Below are 15,516 nucleotides of genomic sequence, written 5' to 3' on the forward strand. Positions count from 1 at the left end.
GGGTCACCCGGCATGGGCGGATGTACAAAAGCCTGAGAACCTGACAAGTAGGGCCCAAACATGCAGTTGATCGAACATTCCGACTCGCCCCGCTACGTCCGCCTGCACGACGACGACAACGTCGTGGTCGTTGTCAACGACGGCGGCTTGGGCGAAGGCGCCCGCTTCGCCGACGGCCTGACCCTGATCGAAGGCGTGCCGCAAAGCCACAAGGTGGCCACCGTGGCCATCGCCAAGGGCGAGCCCGTGCGCCGCTACGGGCAAATCATCGGCTACGCGCTGGAAGACCTGCGCCAAGGCAGCTGGGTTCAGGAAAGCCAGCTGGCCATGCCGGCCGCCCCGGACCTGGACAGCCTGCCGCGCTGCGATGCAGTGCCACAACCGCTGCCGCCGCTGGAGGGCTTCACCTTCGAGGGCTATCGCAACGCCGACGGCACTGTCGGCACCCGCAATATCCTCGGCATCACCACCACCGTGCAGTGCGTGACCGGCGTGCTGGAACATGCAGTCAAGCGCATTCGCAACGAACTACTGCCCAAATACCCCAACGTCGATGACGTGGTAGCCATTACCCACAGCTACGGCTGCGGTGTGGCAATCAACGCCCGCGACGCTTACATCCCGATCCGCACCGTGCGCAACCTGGCGCGCAACCCCAACCTTGGCGGCGAGGCACTGGTGATCAGCCTGGGCTGTGAAAAACTGCAAGCCAGCCAGGTGATGCACGACAACGACCCCTCGGTGGACCTCAGCGACCCATGGCTGTACCGCCTGCAAGATGCCAGCCTTGGCTTTGTTGAAATGATCGAGCAGATCATGGACCTGGCCGAAACCCGCCTGAAGAAGCTCGACCAGCGCCGCCGCGAAACGGTCCCGGCCAGCGAACTGATCCTCGGTATGCAATGCGGTGGCAGCGACGCCTTCTCGGGCATCACCGCCAACCCGGCACTGGGCTATGCCGCCGACCTGCTGGTCCGCGCTGGCGCCACCGTGCTGTTCTCTGAAGTGACCGAGGTGCGCGACGCGATCTACATGCTGACCTCGCGCGCGGAAAACCAGGACGTTGCCGACGCGTTGGTGCGCGAAATGGACTGGTACGACCGCTACCTGCAGCAAGGCGCCGCCGACCGCAGCGCCAACACCACGCCGGGCAACAAGAAAGGCGGGCTGTCGAACATCGTCGAGAAATCGCTGGGTTCGATCGTCAAGTCGGGCAGCGGCGCTATCCAGGGTGTGCTCGGCCCAGGCGAACGGGTCAATCGCAAAGGCCTGATTTTCTGCGCCACCCCAGCCAGCGACTTTGTCTGCGGCACCTTGCAGCTGGCAGCCGGCATGAACCTGCACGTCTTTACTACCGGCCGCGGCACCCCGTATGGCCTGGCCATGGCACCGGTGGTCAAAGTGTGCACCCGCAGCGAACTGGCCCAGCGCTGGCCCGACCTGATCGACATCGACGCCGGTCGCATCGCCAGTGGTCGCTCGACCATCGAGGAGCTGGGCTGGGAGCTGTTCCATTACTACCTGGACGTGGCCAGCGGCCGCAAGCAGACCTGGGCCGAACAACACCGGTTGCACAACGACATCACCCTGTTCAACCCGGCGCCCATTACCTGATGCCGCAGCCCTGACCACGCATTCACACACGCCACTCTCAATCCCACAGGAGCACCCCATGCCTGAAATCCTCGGCCATAACTTCATCGCCGGTCAGCGCAGTGCCGCTGGCCCTCAGCGCCTGCAGAGCCTGGACGCCAGCACTGGCGAAGCCCTGCCCTACAGCTTTGCCCAGGCCACCGAAGCCGAAGTGGACCAGGCCGCCAAGGCCGCTGCCGCTGCCTTCGCCGAGTTCCGCCAACTGGCTCCGGCACGTCGGGCCGAGTTCCTCGACGCCATCGCCGCTGAACTCGACGAACTGGATGACGCCTTCGTCGCCATCGTCTGCCGCGAAACTGCACTGCCCGCCGCCCGTATTCAGGGCGAGCGCGGCCGCACCAGCGGGCAGATGCGCCTGTTCGCCCAAGTGCTGCGCCGCGGCGACTTCCTCGGCGCGCGCATCGACCTGGCATTGCCCGAGCGCCAACCGCTGCCACGCGTAGACCTGCGCCAGATGCGCATCGGCGTGGGCCCGGTCGCCGTGTTCGGGGCCAGCAACTTCCCGCTGGCCTTCTCCACCGCCGGTGGTGATACCGCGGCCGCCCTCGCCGCGGGCTGCCCGGTGGTATTCAAGGCGCACAGCGGGCACATGGCCACGGCCGACCTGGTCGGCTGCGCCATCGTGCGCGCCGCTGAGCGTACCGGCATGCCCAAGGGCGTGTTCAACATGGTATTTGGTGGCGGCGTGGGCGAGTGGCTGGTCAAGCACCCCGCCATCCAGGCGGTTGGCTTCACCGGCTCGCTCAAAGGCGGCGATGCCCTTTGCCGCATGGCCGCTGAGCGCCCGCAGCCAATCCCGGTATTTGCCGAGATGTCGAGCATCAACCCGGTCATCATCCTGCCGGGCGCCCTGGCCAAGCGTGGCGAAGCCATTGCCCGCGAGTTGGCGGGGTCCGTGTGCATGGGCGCCGGGCAGTTCTGCACCAACCCTGGGTTGGTGATTGGCCTGCAGTCACCACAGTACAGCCAGCTGCTCGCCGACCTTGGCCAGTACCTGGACCAGCAAGCCGGGCAAACCATGCTCAACGCTGGCGGCCTGCGCAGCTACGTTGGCGGCCTTGAACACCTGCATGCCCATGCCGGTATCGAGCATGTGGCCGGCCAGGCGCAGGAAGGCAACCAGGCACGCGCTCAGCTGTTCAAGGCCGATGCACGCCTGCTGGTCGAGTCCGACCCGCTGTTGCAGGAAGAAGTGTTTGGGCCCACCACCGTGGCTGTAGAGGTGCAGGACCACGACCAACTGCGCGACGCGCTGCTCGGCCTGCGCGGCCAGCTGACCGCGACGCTGATCGGCGAGGCGGAAGACTTCGATGCCTTCGCCTGGCTGGTGCCGCTGCTGGAGGAGAAAGTCGGGCGAATCCTGGTCAATGGCTACCCGACCGGTGTCGAAGTCTGTGATGCGATGGTGCACGGAGGCCCGTACCCGGCGACCTCCGATGCGCGTGGCACCTCGGTCGGCACGTTGGCCATCGACCGCTTCCTGCGCCCGGTGTGCTACCAGAACTACCCGCAGACACTGCTGCCTGAGGCACTGCGCGACGGCAACCCGCTGGGGCTGCGGCGGTTGGTGAACGGGCAGTGGAGTGACGGGGCGATCTGACCGGTGCAAGCAACAAGAAAGCCCTGCGCACGGCGGGGCTTTTCTTTTTGACTGTACCGGCCTCTTCGCGGGCAAGCCCGCTCTCATCAAACAAAATGCAACCCATTGTTTTCTAAACACTCAAGCGGCCACCAGTTGATACCCCAGTTTCCGGGCTTTGCGAAGCAAAGCCCGGACCTGCCGGTCTTGGCTTCTGGTTTCAAACTCCTCAAGACCTTGTTCAACATAAGCCTGCTTCTTGGTTAACAGGTTGTACACCAGACGTGCCAACTGATGCGCAGTGGCCTTGATGGCGCAGCTGGTATCCATTCGAGTCAGTCTGGCTCGGTGTGATGCACCAATGAAACCCTTGTCGTTACGGGCATTGGATGCGGCCTGCTTGAGTGCTTGAGCTGCTCGATTGACTATTTTGGGCCCGCCACCTGCCAGTCGATGACCGCCGGAAATTCGGGTAGGGGGAGCCAGTCCCAACCAAGAGCAGAAGTGCTGTGAGGACGGGAAGCGTGATAGATCTGTACCGATCTCCCCTGCCAGCACTAATGCAGTGTCCACCCCAATGGTTGGAATTGCGGTTAGGTCCACGCCAAGAACTTTCCACAATGTCTGATGCAATTCAGTCTGTTGGACACCGTTTCGGTGTGGGCTCCGTAAAGGCTTATTGGATGGCTCTGGCTTGTTTTGCAGCACCGGCAACTGCTCTAACGCGGCTTTTATGGCGTCGTCACAATCAGCAATTTGCTGCTCCAGGAAGTCATAGGCAGCCAATTCCTGAGTTAGCGCATGCAAATGCTCGCGCCGCCAATTGCCATGAAGACTCCGAGCGACAGCCTCCTTGCCTGCCTTGATGCGGCGGTCGGTCAGTTCAGCCAGTTGCACTGGGTCCCGTTCACCTGCGCAGATGGCTCGCAAAATCTTCATGCCAGTTACACCGGAAATATCACTGATGACATTGGCCAGCTGGATGTTCATTTGGCTCATGGCCTTTTGCATACGGTTCAGCGTCTGCGCCTGGTCTTTCACTTTGGAAGCACGCTGCCTGACCAATGACCGGACGCAGCAGGTCAGATCATCGGGGCGGAATGCGCCTCTGAGCAGTCCATGAGTCATCAGCTGCCAAATCCACTGGCAATCCAACACATCTGATTTACGGCCCGTGATTTGCCGAGTTGCTCTGGCATTGACGAGATAAACCTCAAAACCGCGCTCGCTGAGAATCTCGTAAATTGGAATCCAATAAACCCCCGTGGATTCCATGGCAACGACCTTGATCCCCAGGCTTTCAAGCCAGTTAGCCATCTTGAGTAGGTCGTCAGTAAAGGACGTGAACGACTGGACGGGATTTTCGTGCCGGGGATCGACCGCCACGAAATGTTCTCGACCACCGACATCGATCGCCGCGCAATCGGGATGGACGACGGTAAAGCGTTGCTTGGAAGGCTTGCGCGCCATGATGAATCCTCGCAGGATAAAGGGCGCGCGGGGCACACGGTGGCGAAAGGGTTCACTCTCTCATACGTGGTCACAGCTGAATCAGCTGATGCCTACAGGGACTTCACGCCGATACCGTGCGGATCACTCTCCTACGCGGGTGTGCGGACACACACCAGTGCTGGCTACGATCTCTGTCCCGCGCACACGAACCCTAACAAAGCAAAAGGCGGCTGGCCCTACCGGGCCAACCGCCTTTTCTTTTTCAAAATGTCAGCGTCGCTGCGGAACTGAAGCCGTACACCTCATGTTTGCTGCGCGACAGCGCAGCCCGGAAGGGCTGGGTGATCTCCTACAGGGCTATCTTGCCCGCGAAGAGGCCAGTACTGGCAGCAAAGGCTTCAGGTCCCTTGCGCTTCCGCCGCCTCATGCGCCTGGCGCAAGCGCTCGCGGCTGTTGCTAAGGTGCATGCGCATGGCCATCTTCGCCCCTTCGCTGTCACGCCGGGCAATCGCCTCATAGATCGCCTCGTGCTCATGCATCAGGCGACTCATGTAATGCGCCTGATCATCATGGGCCAGGCGCGCCGAATTCAGCCGGGTGCGCGGAATGATGCTGGTACCCAGGTGGTTGATGATGTCGGCGAAGTAGTGGTTGCCGCTGGCCTGGGCAATGCGAAGGTGGAACTGGAAGTCCGCCGACACCGCATCGGTGGCGTGGGCCGCCCCCTCGTTGAGTTCGTCCAGCGCCGCCCGCATACCGGCCAGGGCTTCGTCGCTTCGCCGCTGGGCCGCCAGCCCGGCCGACTCGATCTCCAGGGCAATGCGCAACTCCAGCACCGCCAGCACCTCGCGCAGGGTGACCACGGTGGCCGGGTCGATACGGAAACCGCCCGTAGCCGGCGCATCCAGCACGAATGTACCAATGCCGTGGCGAGTCTCTACCTGCCCGGCGGCCTGCAACCGCGAGATCGCCTCACGCACCACCGTGCGGCTGACGCCCTCCTCGGCCATGATCTGCGATTCGGTCGGCAGCTTGTCGCCGCGCTTGAGCTGGCCGCTGCGAATGCGTTCGGTCAGCACCGTGACCAGTTCCTGGGCCAGACTGCGCGGCTTGCGCCGGGTCCTTGCCTGTACCTGCTGCTCTGTCATTGCCCTGTATTTCACCTTGAAAGACAGCGCTCATCATAGCGCAAGCGGTTGTACGATCACATACACCCCGTGCGGTATTTATTGCCATCTTTGCAGTCCCTGGCCCCTGAAAAACGCACAGAATTCCTGGCCCATGACGTGCGCAAGCCTGTACTGTACGCCTCCACGCTCACTGTTCCATGGAAGGAATCTGCAGTATGAAAACCCTCGACCGCCTTTTGCTCGGCAGTGGCCTGCTGATCCCCCTCTGGCTGCTGGTGGGGGTATGGCTCACCGCTCAGGCCTACCCTGGCTATGATCACCTGCAACAGGCCATGAGCCAGCTTGGCGCGGCCGGTTCGCCAACCCACAGCTGGTCGCCACGGGTCAACAATTTCCCTCTGGCCCTGCTGTTTGCCCTGTTTGCCTGGGGCCTGGTGCGGCGCTGGCGCAGTTCGAAGCTGGCGCTGCTGAGTGCGGGCCTGGTGTTGCTGCATGGCATGGGCAGTTTGGGCACCGGCTGGTTCCCTTGCGACCAGGGCTGTGCACCGGCACAGCCATCTACCTCGCAGCAACTGCATAACCTGTTTGGTCTGCTGATGTTCCTCTCACTGACCTTGGCCAGCGCCGTATGGGCATGGCTGGGCAACCGCATTGCCGGCTCCCCCGCCTTGGCGCTGCTTTCCCTGGCTTGCGTGGTGTTGGCCATCATCACCGTCGCGTTGATGGGCCAGGCAGCGCAGAGTGGCCAGCTGTTCGGCCTCTATCAACGCCTTAACTACGGTGTTTCGGTGCTCTGGGTTGCCAGCCTGGCCTGGACAAGCCTGCGCAGGCCCTTGGCCAGCCCGCTGCGCATGGCTGTGACCTGACGGCAAATTGCTGGCCCACGGCTGCGGAAAGCGAAGGCAAACTCCGTTCTCTTTCAGATGCTTAGGACAGCAACATGCGAGTACTTCTAGCAACGATGGCCGGCTGCCTGCTGGCCACCTTCGCTTTCGGCGCCCAAGCCAGGGCACTGAGCCAGAACGATCGCCACACCTGCAGCTGGGGCGCGCAGATAGCCGCCGAGGCCCAACAGGCCAAGCTTTCCGGGGTGACCTTGTATGCCACGCGCAAGAAGCTGCAGGTACGCAAATTCCCCAAACCCTGGATGCGCATGACTGCCTTCGGCATTACCGAGCAGACGTACAACAGCCGCTCACGGCTCAAGCCGGCAGCGATAAAGCGGACTTACTTTGAGCAGTGTGTTCAGCATGCGACTGCAAGAAGATAATTGTTTTTTATCAGTAAATTACAGAGCAAACATAAACCCATTTAGTAGAATTCATGTGCTGTGAAGTGACCTCTATCGCCAGCAGCTTGTAAGCGCGTGCAAGAGTCAAGCATTTGTTAAGCTGATACAAGTCGCCAGAAATAACCAAGGCCATTCACCTGATGGATGAACTGCGCAAGATCGACCTCAACCTGCTGCTCGCCCTGCATGCCCTGCTCAGTGAACGGCACGTGACCCGCGCAGCCCTGCGCCTGCACCGCAGCCAACCGGCGGTGAGCCACGCCTTGGCGCAGTTGCGCAAACACTTCGACGACCCTTTGCTGGTACGCCAAGGCGGCGGCATGGCCCTTACCGCCCGCGCCCAATCCCTGGCACAACCGTTACAGGATGCACTGAGCAATCTCGACAGCCTGCTGGCCACCCCGCTATTCGAGCCAGCCAGGGCCCAGCGCCGGTTCCGGCTGTCGCTGTCCGACTACGCCTCGCGCATCATCCTGCCGCACCTGTTGCGCCACCTGCGCCAAGTCGCGCCCGGGGTGGACCTGGCCATCAGCCAGGCCAGCCGTGAAACCATGTTGGCGCAGTTGCTCGATGGCGAACTGGATCTGGCCCTGGGCCTGTTCCCCGAACTGCCTCAGGACATCACCGTCCAGCCCCTGTTTGCGGATCGCTTCATCAGCGTTGCCGATCGCCAGGCGCTGCCTGCCAGCGGCGGCATGGCCCTGGAAGACTGGCTGGCACGCCCACATGTATTGATGGCCATGCGCCCGGATGCTTTCGATGAAATCGAGCGCGCACTGGCCGCCCGGGGCCTGCAACGCCGTATCGCCCTGGCCATGCCGCACTGGAGTGCGGCAGTCGAAGTGCTGGCCGGCACCGACCTGATCCTGACGGTGGCCAGCCGCGCCGTGGGGTCGTTGCGCCAGCACAGGACACTGCGCCAGTTCACGCCGCCACTGGCCATCCCCTCGTTCGACTATCAGCAAGCCTGGCACAACCGCAAGGACAGTGACCCCGGGCACCGCTGGCTGCGCGAAACCGTATGGGCCTGCAGCCAAGCAGGGCGCTGATCAGTTTTCTTGCCCCTTCACAGCTGCCGTGGAATGGGCCGGTGACGCCGTTGCCCAAGGGCCTTGTACCAGCAACACTCCGCACAGGATCAGCACCACGCCAGCCACCCTGGCCAGGCTAAGCGGCTTGCCACCCAGCCCCATCGCCCCGTAGTGGTCGGCAAGCACTGCCGTGATGATCTGCCCTGCCACCACCAGTACCAGGAACCCTGCTGCGCCAAGTTTCGGGGTGAGTGCTGCGGCGCCGGCTACATACAGTGCCCCCAGCACGCCTCCAATCCATAACCACCAGGGCCCTTGCAAGGCCTTGCCCATGTCTGGTGCCGGTACCCGGATAATCAGCAGCGCAGCGATCACCACCAGCATGCTCACCGTCAACGATGTGAAAGCCCCCCACAGCCAGTGCCCAAGGGCCCGGCCTACCGCAGCATTGCCGGCGGCCTGAAATGGCAACACAGCACCGGCAAGCAACGCCATTGCCACAGGAAGCACCAGCAGGAGCATCGATTTACTGAACATGGCAGTCCTCATCCAAGGTATCGATGGCCACCATGATGGTGCATTACCCAGTACTGATAGAAATCAAAATCCTGCACTTGAACTATTCGTACCATGCATAGTGAAACATTCCTTCCGTCCGGCGTGCGCATGTTGTCTTAACCCTGAAACATCTGTGCTGTTGACTTACTAAGGCACCAAGATAAACTGCGCCTTATGAATACGCTTGAGAACAAGCATCACATCATGCTCGATGCACTGGCCGAGGCCCCCGCTGACGCCAGGCAGAACGTGCGCCTGTGTTTCGAACTGCTGTCCGCTGCAGCGGCCATCAACCGGGTATGCGCCGCACGGTTGGCCCGCCATAACCTGTCGGAAGGGCGGTTCGCAATCCTCCTGACCTTGCAAGGTGCAGGCGGCCGCCTGGCACCGCTGGAGCTGGCGACGCGCCTGGCAATCACCTCAGGCACCGTGACCGGCCTGCTCGACGGCCTGCAGGGTGATGGCTTTATCAAGCGCCGCAAGGACGCCCATGACCGGCGCAAGCTGAGCATCAGCCTTACCTCGGCAGGCATAGCGGTACTCGACGCCGTTTTCGCCGAACACACCGACTGGATCGGCACGATCATGCAGTCACTGGACAACGCGCAACGTGATGCCCTGTCCGCCACGCTACAGGCACTCTCGGCCAGTCCTGCCCTGGCACTGCCACCGGACAAGCACTGAACCCAAGGCACACCCGCAAGACCACATGGAGGTGGATGATGTTGCAGAATCAGAGCCTATTGGCCCGGTTTGGCAGGAAGCCCCGGGTACAAAGCGAACACGACCAGTCAAGTCGTTGCCAACCTTGGCTCGAGGCCTGCTTGCCAGCGTCGCTTTACCGGCGCCTGTTCATCCGCCGGCTTGCCAGACAGCCAGTGGCCATCGAGGGTTTCAGCTTTCGCCCATCGAAGACTCGGCACTGGGCCGTCGACTGGAGGATGTGCACATCAACGAGGCTGTGCACGTGCCTGGCCGGCAATCGACTGCACCGTGCCACTGCCATGGAGCCTTAGCCATGAGCGACGACCGAAAGTCCCTGATCGACCTTGGCCAACTGCCAACCCGCAACCTGGCCGAATGCCTGGCGGTGGATCAAGCCGCCTTGGTCAACGCCTTGACAGGCCAATTGCCAGCAGCATTGGTTGAGCACCTCGCTGCCAGTGCGGACCAGGCCCAGGCACTGGGCCTGTCAAAAAAAGTGGCGGACATTGGCCTGGCGCTGGGCAAGTGGCTGGAGCAAGCCGCCGAGTCGTTGCGCCAGCACGTGTTCGAGCAATGCTGCACGCACCCGTCCGATACCGTGCGCAGTTGGGCAGCGTTCGCCCAGGCGTACCTGTCACGCTCGCAGCCTGCGGAAGATGCCCTGCTGGCGCAGTTTCGCTTCGCCCGCGATGAGCACTTCGGCGTGCGTGAATGGGCATGGATTGCCCTGCGCCCGCGCCTGGCCCAGCACCTTGAAGCGGCCCTGGCGCTACTCGGCCGCCATACCGGCGATGCAGACCCGCTGGTACGTCGGTTCTGCATCGAGATCCTGCGCCCGCGCGGCGTTTGGTGCGAGCACATTGCCACGCTCAAGCAACAACCAGAAGTGGCCGAGCCGTTGCTGGTACCGCTGCTGGCCGAAGCTGAGAAATACGCCCAGGACTCAGTCGCCAATTGGCTCAACGATGCCAGCAAGACCCGCCCCGACTGGGTACTTCAGCTGTTTCAGCGCCATCCCCCGGCTTGCAAGGCCTCACAGCGCATCCAGACCCGGGCTACCCGAAGCCTGCGGCAGTGACACACCACAAGTCGACTACCCCTAACGTGCAGAGCCCCAGGCCTTGATCGAAGCCGCCGGCTACTGAGGCCCGCTCCCCGGCACCAGCCTGCCCGGACCGCAAACGGCCGATCGTAGGCGAGTAACCGAGGTCGGCAACGGCCGAGGTCAGCGCGAGGTTTCGACGCGCAGTACTTCGGTGTAGATCGCGTCGACAGTCTGGCCAACCTTGAGGTTCTTCATGCGTTTCTGCAGGTCTGGGTTCTCGACCTTGACCACCTGCAGCTTGCCCTCCGGTGGCAACAAGCTCACCTCATGCGTCTTGAGGTCGATCTTCTTGATCTGAGAGGTAACCTTGACCTGGCGGAACGCCTCGCCGCCCGGGTTAGGGTTTTGCTCGGTTGCACGAATGGTACCGGACTCTTCAGTCGCTTTCGGCGCCCCACCCACTTCCGGATTGAGCACATAGGCCACGGCGCGTGTCACGTAGATGTCGACTTGGTCACCGACTTTCAGGTTGGGCAGCGCCTTGGCCTTTTCGGTCAGCTGGAACGTCACATCCTTCTTCTCGTCAGGGCCTTTCACCGTGACTTGTCGGGTGGCCAGGTCGATAGCCGTTACCTGTGTGGTGACATGGCTTTCCAGCGCCTCGCTCCCGATGGGGATACCGGCAGCCTGTACCGTGAAGCTGGCAGCAGAGGCCAGCGTGGCAAGGGCTACAGCACGAGCGAGAGTACGAATGGGGTTCATAGGCGTGCTTCCCTGTGATCAAGTCCGAATAGGCGCGTGAAAGGCTCACGCGCTAACAAGCATAGCCATTACCTGCCGCCTTGCCGGCCCTCCCGGTTGGCGACACATTTCGTCGCAGAGATCACTGTTATAGCTAATACGAATTCTTTACACTTGCTTTACATTTGCAAATCATTACTATTCGTGACCCCGATAACAACAAAGAGTCGCCTGTAATGGCAAAAAGGTCTGTTGCCCCAGCATCCATTTCCATGCTGGGCCTGCTCGTTGTGCCTGCTGTCCACGCTGCCGCCCAAACCGATACGCAAAGTAGCCTCGCCCTGCCCGCCACCGCCGTCACCAGCGTCTATGAGCAGCAAAGCTACAAGGCCAGTGAAAGCCGCAGCGCCATGAAGATCGACGCGCCGCTGCGCGATATCCCGCAAACCGTCAACGTCGTTCCCGAAAGTGTGATCAAGGACCAAGGCGCACAGTCCATGGAAGACGTGCTGAAGAACGTGCCCGGCATCGGCCTGTCCAACGGCGACGGCCAACGCGATCAGGTGACCATCCGTGGCTTCAGCGCCATTGGCGACATGTACATAGACGGCGTGCGTGACGACGCCCTGTACTTTCGCGACCTGTCCAACATCGAGCGTGTCGAGGTGATCAAGGGCCCGGCCGCGGTGCTGTATGGCCGTGGCTCCTCGGGCGGGCTGATCAACAGCATCAGCAAAAAACCAAGCTTCACGCCCAAGCGCGAAGTCGGCATGAACGTCGACAGCGAAGGCAAACGCCGAACCCAGTTCGACACCGGCTGGGCCGACCCGCAAAGCAACCAGGCCTACCGCGTGACCGGTGCCTTCGAAGACAGCGACACCTTCCGCGATGATGGCTACATCGACCGCAAGGCCATCGCACCGTCGGCCTACTTCCGTCTCTCGGACGACCTGGAACTGAACCTGGGCGCAACCTACCTGTACGACAAGCGCCTGATCGACTTCGGCATCCCGGCCCTGGGCAACCGCCCGGTGGACGTGGACCGCGACAAGCGCTTTGGCTCTGGCGATGCGGACCAGGATTACGCCCGCAGCGAGGTGTTCTCGCTTACAGCCAGCCTGGACTACCGCATCAACGACAACTTCACCCTGACCAACACCAGCCGTTACTACCGCTACGACCTGGACCGCAACAACACCTTGGCCGACAGCAGCCCGACGCGCTTCGTCACCGCGCCCGACGGTGAACTGCTGATCAAGCTCAACCGCGGCAACGTCGCCCGCGATGAGTACGGTGTGTTCAACCAGACGGAGCTCAAGCAACAAGCGCAACTGGCCGGCATGCAGCACAACCTGTTGTACGGCGTGGAAGCAGGCTTTCAGGACAAGTACCAGCGCGTGCTGAGCCAGACCAACGTGGCCCAGGTACCGGTGTACCGTGATGCCTTGGTGCCGGTACCGGAACATGCCGCCAACCTGTCGTCCAAGGGCACCAACTGCCAGCAGACCACCGGTCTGTACGTGCAGGACATGATCGAGCTGAACGCGCACTGGAAGGCATTGGTCGGTGTGCGTTATGACATCTTTGGCCAGGAGTACGACGACGACCGCGTGCAAAACATCGACCTGGATCGTACCGACAAGACCTGGAGCCCGCGTGCGGGTCTGGTCTACCAGCCAGACGCCATCCAGTCCTACTACGTGTCGGTCAGCCGCAGCTATCAGCCTTCGGGCGAAGTGTTCGCGGTGAGCCCGAGCAACCAGCACCTGGAGCCGGAAGAAACCACCAACTATGAAATCGGCGCCAAATGGGACCTGCTCGACAGCCGCCTGTCACTGACCGCCGCAGTGTTCCGCCTTGAGCGCACCAATATGAAGACTGCCGACCCGGCCAACCCCAACCTGACCGTATTGGCTGGCGAACAGCGTACCGATGGCTTTGAAGCCACCGTCAGCGGGCATCTCACCGACAAGTGGCAGATCTATGCCGGTTACGCTTACCTGGACGCCGAAATCACCAAGTCCAACAGCAAGACCAATGGCGTGGCGAACGAAGGCCAGACCCCTACCCTGACGCCGCGCAACAGCGCCAACGTCTGGTTGGTACGTACCCTGACACCAGAGTGGCGTGTGGCCGCCGGAGCCAACTACGTCGACGAACGCTACACAGCGCTCGACAATGTGGTGGTGATGGCAGGCTATACCACCTTCGACGCCGCGCTGCTGTACAGCGTGCCGCAGTGGGATGCCGCGCTGCGCCTGAAGAACGTGTTCGACCGTGACTACTATGCCTCGGCACATGGCTCGGTCGACCTGATCACCCCAGGGGCACCGCGCACACTGGAAGCCAGCTTCAACTACCGCTTCTGACCCACGCGCAATGCCTGTCAGTCAGCAATTGGGCCGCTCTGCGGCCCATCGCCAGCAAGATTTGCCGAATTGACCCGATAGCATTCAGCGATTCCGCGTCACCCGCCACACCGTATTCGCCAGGTCATCGGCAATGATCAACGCCCCACGCGGGTCCACCGTCACGCCAACCGGTCGCTCCCGGGTCTTGCCATCCTCACCGCGAAAGCCCGTGGCGAAGTCGATCGGCTCCCCAGCAGGCTTGCCATTGCTGAACGGCACGAAAATCACCTTGTAACCCACCGGGTTGGGCCGGTTCCAGCTGCCGTGCTCGCCCACGAATACACCGTCGGCAAAGCGCTCGCCCATTGCCGAGGACGAGAAGTCCACACCCAGTGCAGCCACATGCGAACCCAGGCTGTAATCCGGCTTGATCGCCGCCGCCACCTTGTCCGGGTTCTGTGGCCGCACCCGCTCATCCACATGCTGCCCCCAGTAGCTGTAAGGCCAACCATAGAAGCCCCCTTCACGTACCGAAGTGAGGTAGTCCGGCACCAGGTCGGGGCCCAGCTCATCCCGCTCGTTGACCACCGTCCACAACTGCCCGGTCTGCGGCTGGATGGTCAATGCCGTCGGGTTACGCAAGCCGGTGGCATAGGGCCGGTGTGCGCCGGTCTCGGCATCGACCTGCCAGACCATGGCCCGATCGATCTCCACCTCCAGGCCGCGCTCGGTGATATTGCTGTTCGAGCCGATACCCACATACAAGAAGCGGCCATCCGGGCTGATGGTCAGCGCCTTGGTCCAATGGTGGTTGATTTCGGCCGGCAGGTCGGTGACCTTGGTTGGCGGGCCGTCGGCCTGGGTCTGGCCTTCCTTGTAGTCAAAGCGCACCAGCGCATCCTGGTTGGCTACATACAGCTTGCCGTTGGCATAGGCCAAGCCGTACGGTGCGTTGAGGTTATCCGCAAACACGGCCTGTACCTCGTAGTTGCCATCGCCATCAGCATCGCGCAGCAAGGTCAGACGGTTGCCACCCTTGACCTGGGTATTGCCCTTGGCCTTGATCTGGCTGGCGATCACATCCTTGGGCTTGAGCTTGGCCGCGCTGCCCCCCCCTGCCCTCAGCCACCAGAATGTCGCCATTGGGCAGCACCAGGCTCTGGCGCGGGATTTTCAAGTTGGTGGCAATGGCGGTGACACTGAAGCCCTCCGGCACGGTCGGTTTCAGTTCGCCCCAGGCAGCCGGTTGCGCAATCTTCATGCTCGGCAGCAAGCCGCGCTGAGGCTCCGGCAGCTTCGGGTCCGGGCCATGGGCCTGGGTCGGCTCGCCGTCGCCACCACAGGCACTCAGCAATAGCGCCACGCCCAACAGGCTAAATGCATGCAAAGGCTTCATGCCACACCTCCTGAACGCAGGTTGCTCAAACCGGTCCAGGCGGCCACCACCGCGAGCACTGTCACGATGACCGACAACACCAACCCAGAAGGCATCACCGCCCAGGCGTCCTTGGCATGCTCAAAGGCATTGATCAGCCCAAGCCCCCAAGTCACCAGCAGCAGCACGAAGTACAGCGTAGCGCGCCCGCCCTTGCGCTCGGCGCGGATCAGGTTGGCCAGCGCGAACAATAGTGCCAGCCCACAGAACACCAGGGCACCGGCGATCAGCCAGGCGGCGAAGTTGCTCCACTGAATCTGGTAGCTGTTGTAGTAGGCGATATCGCTCAGCAGCGCACCAAGGAACAACGGTACGCTGCCCGCCAGCAGCAGGGCATGCAGCGGGCTGGGCGTACAGCGGTAAAGGGTTTGATCAGGTGCGGTCACGGTGCCTCCTTTTCATTCAGTGACCCAGGGCTGATGGTCTTGCGCCATCAGGTAAGCGCGGGGTGCGCTTAGCAAAGGAGCCCCTTGACGCCCCGATAGTTCACCGCTTCGCTGTAATGAAATATCCTGCAAGGCATTTGCTGCCAAGCGCAGAAGGGG

Annotated in this window: 13 protein-coding genes and 1 pseudogene; 8 read left to right on the forward strand and 6 right to left on the reverse strand. The window is 62.1% G+C overall.

From position 1 onward, the window contains the following. The first annotated feature begins 60 nt into the window (after positions 1-60). Positions 61-1,614, forward strand: coding sequence for a galactarate dehydratase (garD, locus tag KW568_RS17160; RefSeq protein WP_004575278.1), 1,554 nt, complete (start codon positions 61-63; stop codon positions 1,612-1,614). 58 nt (positions 1,615-1,672) lie between these two features. Next, complete coding sequence (locus tag KW568_RS17165) at positions 1,673-3,253, forward strand: aldehyde dehydrogenase (NADP(+)) (protein WP_003247696.1); 1,581 nt, start codon at positions 1,673-1,675, stop codon at positions 3,251-3,253. 120 nt (positions 3,254-3,373) lie between these two features. Here KW568_RS17165 and KW568_RS17170 read toward each other — a convergent pair whose 3' ends face one another. Continuing rightward, positions 3,374-4,702, reverse strand: a complete 1,329-nt coding sequence (locus KW568_RS17170) for an IS110-like element ISPpu9 family transposase (RefSeq protein ID WP_004577239.1) — start codon at positions 4,700-4,702, stop codon at positions 3,374-3,376. 380 nt (positions 4,703-5,082) lie between these two features. Further along, the gene (locus KW568_RS17175; RefSeq protein ID WP_003247694.1) at positions 5,083-5,832 is read right to left on the reverse strand and encodes a FadR/GntR family transcriptional regulator; all 750 of its coding nucleotides are present in this window, start codon (positions 5,830-5,832) and stop codon (positions 5,083-5,085) included. Positions 5,833-6,029: 197 nt separating this feature from the next. Between KW568_RS17175 and KW568_RS17180 the strand changes: the two genes are divergently transcribed. The 3 genes from KW568_RS17180 (at position 6,030) to KW568_RS17190 (ending at position 8,154) form a co-directional block, all read left to right on the forward strand. After that, positions 6,030-6,680: a DUF998 domain-containing protein gene (locus tag KW568_RS17180; protein WP_004575277.1), complete on the forward strand. Its 651-nt coding sequence runs from the start codon at positions 6,030-6,032 to the stop codon at positions 6,678-6,680. A gap of 74 nt (positions 6,681-6,754) precedes the next feature. Next, positions 6,755-7,084 carry a hypothetical protein gene (locus KW568_RS17185; protein WP_004575276.1) on the forward strand — a complete coding sequence of 110 codons (330 nt, stop codon included), beginning with the start codon at positions 6,755-6,757 and terminating at the stop codon, positions 7,082-7,084. A gap of 161 nt (positions 7,085-7,245) precedes the next feature. Next, positions 7,246-8,154 (forward strand): LysR family transcriptional regulator, encoded by a 909-nt coding sequence (locus KW568_RS17190; RefSeq protein ID WP_004575275.1) that lies wholly within the window; start codon positions 7,246-7,248, stop codon positions 8,152-8,154. Here the strand turns inward: KW568_RS17190 and KW568_RS17195 are convergent, their stop codons facing one another. Then, complete coding sequence (locus KW568_RS17195) at positions 8,155-8,673, reverse strand: DMT family transporter (RefSeq protein WP_004575274.1); 519 nt, start codon at positions 8,671-8,673, stop codon at positions 8,155-8,157. A gap of 195 nt (positions 8,674-8,868) precedes the next feature. On the opposite strand from KW568_RS17195, the gene KW568_RS17200 reads away from it, so the two are divergent. After that, complete coding sequence (locus tag KW568_RS17200) at positions 8,869-9,378, forward strand: MarR family winged helix-turn-helix transcriptional regulator (protein WP_003247680.1); 510 nt, start codon at positions 8,869-8,871, stop codon at positions 9,376-9,378. A 334-nt stretch (positions 9,379-9,712) separates the two neighbouring features. Continuing rightward, a complete protein-coding gene (locus KW568_RS17205; RefSeq protein WP_003247675.1) occupies positions 9,713-10,477 on the forward strand; it encodes a hypothetical protein in 765 nt (254 codons plus the stop codon). Between the two features lie 147 nt (positions 10,478-10,624). Here the strand turns inward: KW568_RS17205 and KW568_RS17210 are convergent, their stop codons facing one another. Beyond that, on the reverse strand, positions 10,625-11,206 hold the full coding sequence (locus KW568_RS17210; RefSeq protein WP_003247673.1) for a hypothetical protein: 582 nt from the start codon (positions 11,204-11,206) through the stop codon (positions 10,625-10,627). A gap of 215 nt (positions 11,207-11,421) precedes the next feature. Here KW568_RS17210 and KW568_RS17215 point away from each other — a divergent pair, with 215 nt between their 5' ends. After that, a complete protein-coding gene (locus KW568_RS17215; RefSeq protein WP_050562504.1) occupies positions 11,422-13,554 on the forward strand; it encodes a TonB-dependent siderophore receptor in 2,133 nt (710 codons plus the stop codon). 84 nt (positions 13,555-13,638) lie between these two features. Here KW568_RS17215 and KW568_RS17220 read toward each other — a convergent pair. Both KW568_RS17220 and KW568_RS17225 read right to left on the reverse strand, forming a co-directional pair. After that, positions 13,639-14,932 (reverse strand): annotated as a pseudogene (locus tag KW568_RS17220) (PQQ-dependent sugar dehydrogenase). Then, complete coding sequence (locus KW568_RS17225; protein ID WP_003247665.1) at positions 14,929-15,357, reverse strand: DUF2231 domain-containing protein; 429 nt, start codon at positions 15,355-15,357, stop codon at positions 14,929-14,931. The pseudogene KW568_RS17220 and the gene KW568_RS17225 overlap by 4 nt, the downstream one beginning before the upstream one ends. Positions 15,358-15,516: the final 159 nt, after the last annotated feature.

Source organism: Pseudomonas sp. HD6515, assembly GCF_024971855.1.
GTDB classification, from domain to species: domain Bacteria; phylum Pseudomonadota; class Gammaproteobacteria; order Pseudomonadales; family Pseudomonadaceae; genus Aquipseudomonas; species Aquipseudomonas alloputida.